Here is a 5,910-nt window from a genome sequence, read left to right as displayed (position 1 = left end):
AACGACAGGCTCACGGCGTCGGCGTGCCGTGCCACGAAAGGAAGATTCGCCAGGTCTTCCTCCGTCAACGCGGGTAGATCGAGACCGGTGTCCGGCAGGTTGATGCCCTTTGCCGCGCCGATTCGGGCACCGGCCGGGGGAGCGTCGGTGATCTTCACCGTCAATCCCGCCGCATCGACCGCCTCGATCACGCCGCCGACCTTGCCGTCGTCGAAGAAGATTCGATGCCCCACCCGCGCATCCGAGAAGACCTGCGGCAGGGTGCACCCGATCCGGGCCGGACGAAGGGCCGGATCGACGGGAGTGAGATCGGCGACGACGAGAAGGTCGTCCCCGGCGTGCAGGGTCAGCTTCTGCTCGCGTGCCGGCAGGGCCGCGACCGCGGTGATGTCGTGCTTGTGGCCTCTCATCGGGGTGCCCGGCACGAGATAGGCGGTGTCGGCGAGGTCGGCCAGGCAGCCGTCCGCGCCGCTCTCGACGATCTCGACGGCGCGTGTGGAACCGCGGGTGTCGCGGAAGGTGACGGACTCGCCGGCCACTCGGCGGGTGAGCCACTGGGGATCCTCGACCGGGATGGTTACCGCACCGGGACGGACCGGTCCGCCCGGACGGGTGAGCCACACCCGCGCCGGCGTGACCATGCGGCCGAGGTCGTCGCGTGCCGGTTTGATGTGCACCACCTGCGCGGCCGGTGCGATCGGTCCGGTTCTGAGTTTCGGACCGGCGAGATCCATCGTGACCTTGACGTGGCGCCCGTGGGCTCGTTCCGCCCGGCGCACGTGGGCGATCATCTCGGCCCACTCGGCTGGGCCGTCGTGCGCGCAGTTCACCCGGACCAGATCGGCGCCGGCTTCGACGATCCGATCGACCAGGGCAGGATCGGTGGCGGCCTCACTGGGCAGGGTGACCATGATCCGCGTCGACCGGCCGTTGCGCGCCTGCCCGAGCAGCGCCGTCGCATTCTGCCGGAGTATCCGCCCGCCGCTCACGAAATCGACCGCATGCTCTTCGACCGCGTGCTCTTCGATCGGGTGGCCTTCCCGGAGGTCCGGACCGGTCAGGCCCGCGACGGCAGCGCGGACGGCATCGAGCGATGCGAGCACATGAGGCTCGGCTCGGCCGAGTGACGAAAGCCCCAGGGCGGCGAGATCTTCCTGCAGATCGCGAACATCGTGCCGGCGCAGTGCGACGTAGTGGGCGAGGTTCTCGGCGCTCGCCCGGTTGTCTGGATGGACGCCCGTGAACCGGCTGCTGTCGGCTGCCGCGTCGACGAGATCGGTGCGAAGATCGCCGAGTCTGCCGGCCAGCATCGCCAGCTGTTCACGCATAGTGCTCGTCTCGGTCACGCCGCCAGGATAATTTCGTCAGGTGTCGCCGCAATGGCCCGCACGTGACACGTGTGTGCACAGATTTCGCAGGGGGCGGCGCCGCAACGCGGCGCCGTGCGATGTCGTGGATCATCAGTCGCGTGTCGGAGGAAATTCGACGGAGAGACCCCGGGCGAGGAGAGTGTGGCTATGGCCGACATCGTGACGGTGACGATGAACCCGGCTGTCGACATCACGCTGAGCGCGGAACGGGTGACGCCGACCAGCAAGGTGCGTTGCGGGCCACCCCACCGTGATCCCGGGGGCGGCGGACTCAACGTCGCCCGGGTACTCCGCGTCCTCGGCGAGTCCGTGACGGCGCTGTTTCCGTCCGGCGGGCACAACGGACGGGCGCTCGAAGATCTGGTCGCATCCGAGGGTGTGAAGGTTCGAAGTTTCACGATCGCCGGATCCACCCGCGAGAGTTTCACCGTCGACGAGGAATCGACGGGTCTGCAGTACAGGTTCGTTCTGCCGGGTCCGCCCGTCGCGCCGGTGGAACAGCAAACGTGCTTGCGTCTGCTGCGTGAGGTGGGTGCGGGCGCCGACTTCGTCGTCGCGAGTGGCAGCCTGCCGCCGGGAGTGCCTTCCGACTACTACCAGAGCATTGCCGATGTGGTTGCCGGACTCGGTGCCCGGCTCGTCGTCGACACCTCCGGAGAGGCACTACGGCACCTGCACCACGGCGCGTACCTACTCAAGATGAGTGGCCGTGAACTTCGGGAACGTATCGGCCGGGACCTGACCACACTCGACGAGCAGAGTGCCGCCGCAGGGGAACTGGTGAGCGCGGGTGTGTGCGAGGTGGCGGTCGTGTCGCTCGGTGCAGACGGAGCGCTCCTGGTCACCGCAGAGGGGCCGCGATACTTTCCTTCTGTCGAGGTTCCCGTGGTCAGCGGTGTGGGAGCCGGCGACAGCATGGTCGCCGGCATCACCGCCGCGTTGCGCCGGGGCTGGAGCCTGGACGAGGTGGTGCGCTACGGCGTCGCCGCGGGTTCGGCGATGCTGCTGACGCCGGGAACGCAGTTGTGCAGCGCGGCCGACGTCGAACGCTTCTACTCGCAGATCCGCGGAGACGCGTGGGCTCGTCCCCACACCACCTGACCGGGCGCCGCGTCTACGGGACCACCACTGCCCGCCCCTCGAGTGTGCCCTCGCGGAGCCTGGCATAGGCCTGCGGTGCCTCATCGATGCCGAACGTCTCGGTGTGGATGTCGAAGACCCCGCGCTTGGCGAGTTCGATCACCTCGAACAGCTCCTGCCGGTATCCCCAGTACGGCACCAGCGTCTCCGCCTCGTACGGGGTCATGAAGAAACCCACCTTGGCATACGCGCCGCCGGCGCCGATGCCCACGATGGACAGCCCACCGCCCACTGCGACCATCTGCTGGGCCAGGTCGATCGTCGGCTGGAATCCGGCGCAGTCGATCACCAGTTCCGCGCCGCGACCGTCGGTCAGATCCTTGACGGCGTCGACGGCGGAGGCGTCCGAGAGGAAGGCGTGGTCCGCGCCGACCGCCGTCGCCAGGTCGAGTTTGGCCTGATTGACGTCGAGTCCGATCACCTGGGCGCCGGACAGGGCGCGCAGGATCTGAATCGCCACGTGTCCGAGCCCGCCGACCCCGATCACCACCGCGGTCGAGCCGGCGCCGAGTTTGGGGAGAAAGCGCTTGATCGCGTGATACGGGGTGAGCCCTGCGTCGGTGAGCGGCGCTGTGGTCACGGGGTCGAGATCACCGATGGGAACCAGGTGCCGCGGTGAGTCGACGATCATGTATTCGGCCATCGACCCGGGGTTGCCCAATCCGGGTGGCGCGATGCCGAGGTCGGCGGCGCGCGGGCAGTAGTTCTCCATCCCCGCCGCACAGGTAGCGCACGTACCGCAGCCCCACGGCCCGTACACGGCGACGTTCTGACCCTCCTCGACCCCGGTCGCACCCGGACCGAGTGCGACCACGGTGCCCACGCCCTCGTGACCGAGAGTGAGTGGCAGGCCGTAGATGTACTGCTCCTCGGGCAGGTCCATCACGAAGATGTCCGAATGGCACAGTCCGGACGCGGTGACTTTCAGCAAGACCTGCCCTGGGCCGGGTTCCGGTGTGGGCACGTCGACCACGACCGGTGACGCTCCGATCTCGCGGTACTGTACTGCTTTCATCACGGACTCCTGAGGTATGTCGTGGTGCGCAAGCGGACCGACGCGTGATGGCCCGTCCGTTCAACTTAGGGGTGCGAGCGGCCCCGTGCCCGTCTTCCGGCAGGAGGAGGCGAACTCTTCCCGAGAAGTTTCGCGTCGTTCACGAACGCGTCACCACGGCGCGTTCGATCAGCTGTGCACAGTGCTCGACGAGCGTGTCGCGGGTGACGTCGACCTGGCCGTCGAGCCAGGCCACGATCAACGCGCCGATCCCGAGCCCGAGGACGGCGCCGGTCAGCAACTGACTGTCAGGATCCTGGGTCGGTCCGATGACGTCCTCGAGCAGGGTGCCCAGCAGGGTCGGGGCCGCGTGCAGTCCCTGCTGGGTCAGAGCCTGCTCGGTCATCGCCTCGCGGACCAGCACACGCCCGCGCCGCGGGTCCTCCGAGAAGAAGTCGATCGCCCCGGCGATGAAGACCCGGGCGCGATCGGCGACGTTGGTAGGTGCGGCTGTGACCACTTCGCTCATGTGGGACATGACTTCGTTCGCCATCTCGGCGAAGACGGCGGCGACGAGTTCGTCGCGGGAGGAGAAACTTTCGTAGAAGTAGCGCTCGGTCACCCCGGCGGTGCGGCACAACGCGCGGACGGTCACCGACTTGCCACCGGTGGTACCGAGAAGTTCGGTGCCGGCGTCGAGAATGCGTTGTCGACGACTGGCCCGGCGATCGTCGGCGGCGACGCCGTGCCATCGGCGACTCGGTGGTGTGCGCATGCGTCCATCCTGCCGCACAGAGGCGAATCCTCGGCCGTCGGCTATTGACGGCCAGTAGTGGACAACATATGTTGTCCACTATCGCCACGCGGTGGCCCGAACTGGAGGTCTGCATGACAACACTCGCTACGGGAAGGCGTATCCGGCAGGAGATCGCCCAACTGGATCCCTTCCGCGACGATCGCGACGTCGCGCATCTGAGCCTCGAGATCCTCCATGGGAATCCGATGCTGGTCCATGCGCTGTTCACCGTCTCGTTCATTCGTCAGGTCGCCGTGCCGAGTATGGCGAAAGTGCTGTATCGCAAGGGAACCGGCAAGATCATGACCGACACCGCGTTGCGCAACGACGACACCATGGTCTTCTTCGGCAACTTCATCGAACTGGGGTACGACACGCCGGAGGGCACTGCGTGGATCGAGCGGCTCAACACCATCCACAGTCACTTCCCGATCCGCAACGAGGACTCGCTGTACACCCTCGCGACCCTTGCTCTGGAACCGCAACGCCTGGCCGACGTGATCGGCGCGCGGCCCTTCTCGGATGCGGAACTCGATGCGCAATGGAGCTTTTGGAGTGGGGTGGCCGCGGCTCAACGAATCGAGGACATCCCTCGTACCCGTGCCGACCTGGCCGCGTGGATGGGTGACTTCGAGGCCCGTGAATACACGACGACCCCCGAGGGGACCGCGGTCACGCTTGCCCTGGTCGACGACTTCGCCACCCGCTGGTTCCCCCGACTGTTGCAGCCGTACGCAGTCCACGTGCTGTCCGCGTTCTGCGACGAGACCCTCCGGTCCGTGCAGAACCTGCCCGAACCGAACCCGGTCATCGCCGCGCTCGCTCGCTCGGTGGCGCGAATCTATTTCGCCGTCACGCCGATTCGGCCGGTGCGGCGCGATCGCAGTTTCGTGAAGATCTTCGGGACGTCGAAGTATGGCGAACGCGGGATCGATGCCGTGGGTTATCAACGGCCGTCCGGCGCCGGGCGCGGGTAACTATCCCTCGGCGGGGTGCCGCCGGATGCCGGCGGATTCGGGGCGGGGCCAGGGTCGCCCGGAGAGGCGCTCGATGTCGGTGTTGAAGCGTTGGAGCCATCCGGCGAAGGTGGCGACATCGTCGGCGTCCCAGTCGGTCAGCATCCGCTCCAGGGCGGAGACGTTTCCGGCGCGTTCCATCTCGAGTCGGTTCTCGCCTTCGGCGGTGATGCGGAACTTGCGGGCCATGCCCCCTTCGGGGTCCGGGATACGTTCGACCAGTCCGTCCCGCGTCATGGCGTTGGTCTGGCGGTTGAGGGTGGAGGCGTCGAGGCCGAAAGCGTCGCTGAGTTGCCCGATGGACATCGGGCCCTCCATGCTGATGCGACTGAGGAGGGTATAGGCACTGCGGTCCAGGTGGCCGCCGTGCCGTTGGGGATTGTGCAGGCTGAGATGTCTTCCCAGCAGCATGGTTTCGAACTCGATCAGGTGCGTGGGCTTGTCCATGCCGATGATTCGCCGGTCCTTCTCTCGATTCTCGAGCCCCAACCCCTTGCTTGACAGCCGTTCTACCACATGTATGTGCATCCGACACAAATGGTGCACGAAGCACATGATGTGTACGGTACACATGCTTTGTTTCCCAGGGTAAGG

6 protein-coding genes are annotated in these 5,910 nt (G+C 66.9%); 2 read left to right on the top strand and 4 right to left on the bottom strand.

What is annotated here, in order from left to right:
• Positions 1-1,346, bottom strand: a 1,346-nt coding sequence (locus WAW17_RS10555) for a pyruvate kinase (RefSeq protein ID WP_422332933.1), incomplete at its 3' end; no start/stop codon positions are given.
• 171 nt (positions 1,347-1,517) lie between these two features.
• Between WAW17_RS10555 and WAW17_RS10550 the strand changes: the two genes are divergently transcribed.
• Positions 1,518-2,471 (top strand): 1-phosphofructokinase family hexose kinase, encoded by a 954-nt coding sequence (locus WAW17_RS10550; protein ID WP_422332932.1) that lies wholly within the window; start codon positions 1,518-1,520, stop codon positions 2,469-2,471.
• Between the two features lie 13 nt (positions 2,472-2,484).
• Here the strand turns inward: WAW17_RS10550 and WAW17_RS10545 are convergent, their stop codons facing one another.
• Positions 2,485-3,525 (bottom strand): NAD(P)-dependent alcohol dehydrogenase, encoded by a 1,041-nt coding sequence (locus WAW17_RS10545; protein WP_422332931.1) that lies wholly within the window; start codon positions 3,523-3,525, stop codon positions 2,485-2,487.
• 139 nt (positions 3,526-3,664) lie between these two features.
• Complete coding sequence (locus WAW17_RS10540) at positions 3,665-4,279, bottom strand: TetR/AcrR family transcriptional regulator (protein WP_422332930.1); 615 nt, start codon at positions 4,277-4,279, stop codon at positions 3,665-3,667.
• A gap of 113 nt (positions 4,280-4,392) precedes the next feature.
• On the opposite strand from WAW17_RS10540, the gene WAW17_RS10535 reads away from it, so the two are divergent.
• Positions 4,393-5,277 carry an oxygenase MpaB family protein gene (locus tag WAW17_RS10535; RefSeq protein WP_422332929.1) on the top strand — a complete coding sequence of 295 codons (885 nt, stop codon included), beginning with the start codon at positions 4,393-4,395 and terminating at the stop codon, positions 5,275-5,277.
• Here the strand turns inward: WAW17_RS10535 and WAW17_RS10530 are convergent, their stop codons facing one another.
• A complete protein-coding gene (locus WAW17_RS10530; RefSeq protein ID WP_422332928.1) occupies positions 5,278-5,763 on the bottom strand; it encodes a MarR family winged helix-turn-helix transcriptional regulator in 486 nt (161 codons plus the stop codon).
• Positions 5,764-5,910: the final 147 nt, after the last annotated feature.

Source organism: Rhodococcus sp. (in: high G+C Gram-positive bacteria), from assembly GCF_049286785.1.
Lineage (GTDB): Bacteria > Actinomycetota > Actinomycetes > Mycobacteriales > Mycobacteriaceae > Rhodococcus_F.
This window is presented reverse-complemented; position numbering and strand designations above follow the sequence as displayed.

Excerpts from the sequence above, each read along its gene's own strand:
- WAW17_RS10550 (WP_422332932.1), top strand. The coding sequence starts at position 1,518 with ATGGCCGACATCGTGACGGTGACGATGAACCCGGCTGTCGACATCACG.
- WAW17_RS10545 (WP_422332931.1), bottom strand. The coding sequence starts at position 3,525 with ATGAAAGCAGTACAGTACCGCGAGATCGGAGCGTCACCGGTCGTGGTC.
- WAW17_RS10540 (WP_422332930.1), bottom strand. The coding sequence starts at position 4,279 with ATGCGCACACCACCGAGTCGCCGATGGCACGGCGTCGCCGCCGACGAT.
- WAW17_RS10535 (WP_422332929.1), top strand. The coding sequence starts at position 4,393 with ATGACAACACTCGCTACGGGAAGGCGTATCCGGCAGGAGATCGCCCAA.
- WAW17_RS10530 (WP_422332928.1), bottom strand. The coding sequence starts at position 5,763 with ATGGACAAGCCCACGCACCTGATCGAGTTCGAAACCATGCTGCTGGGA.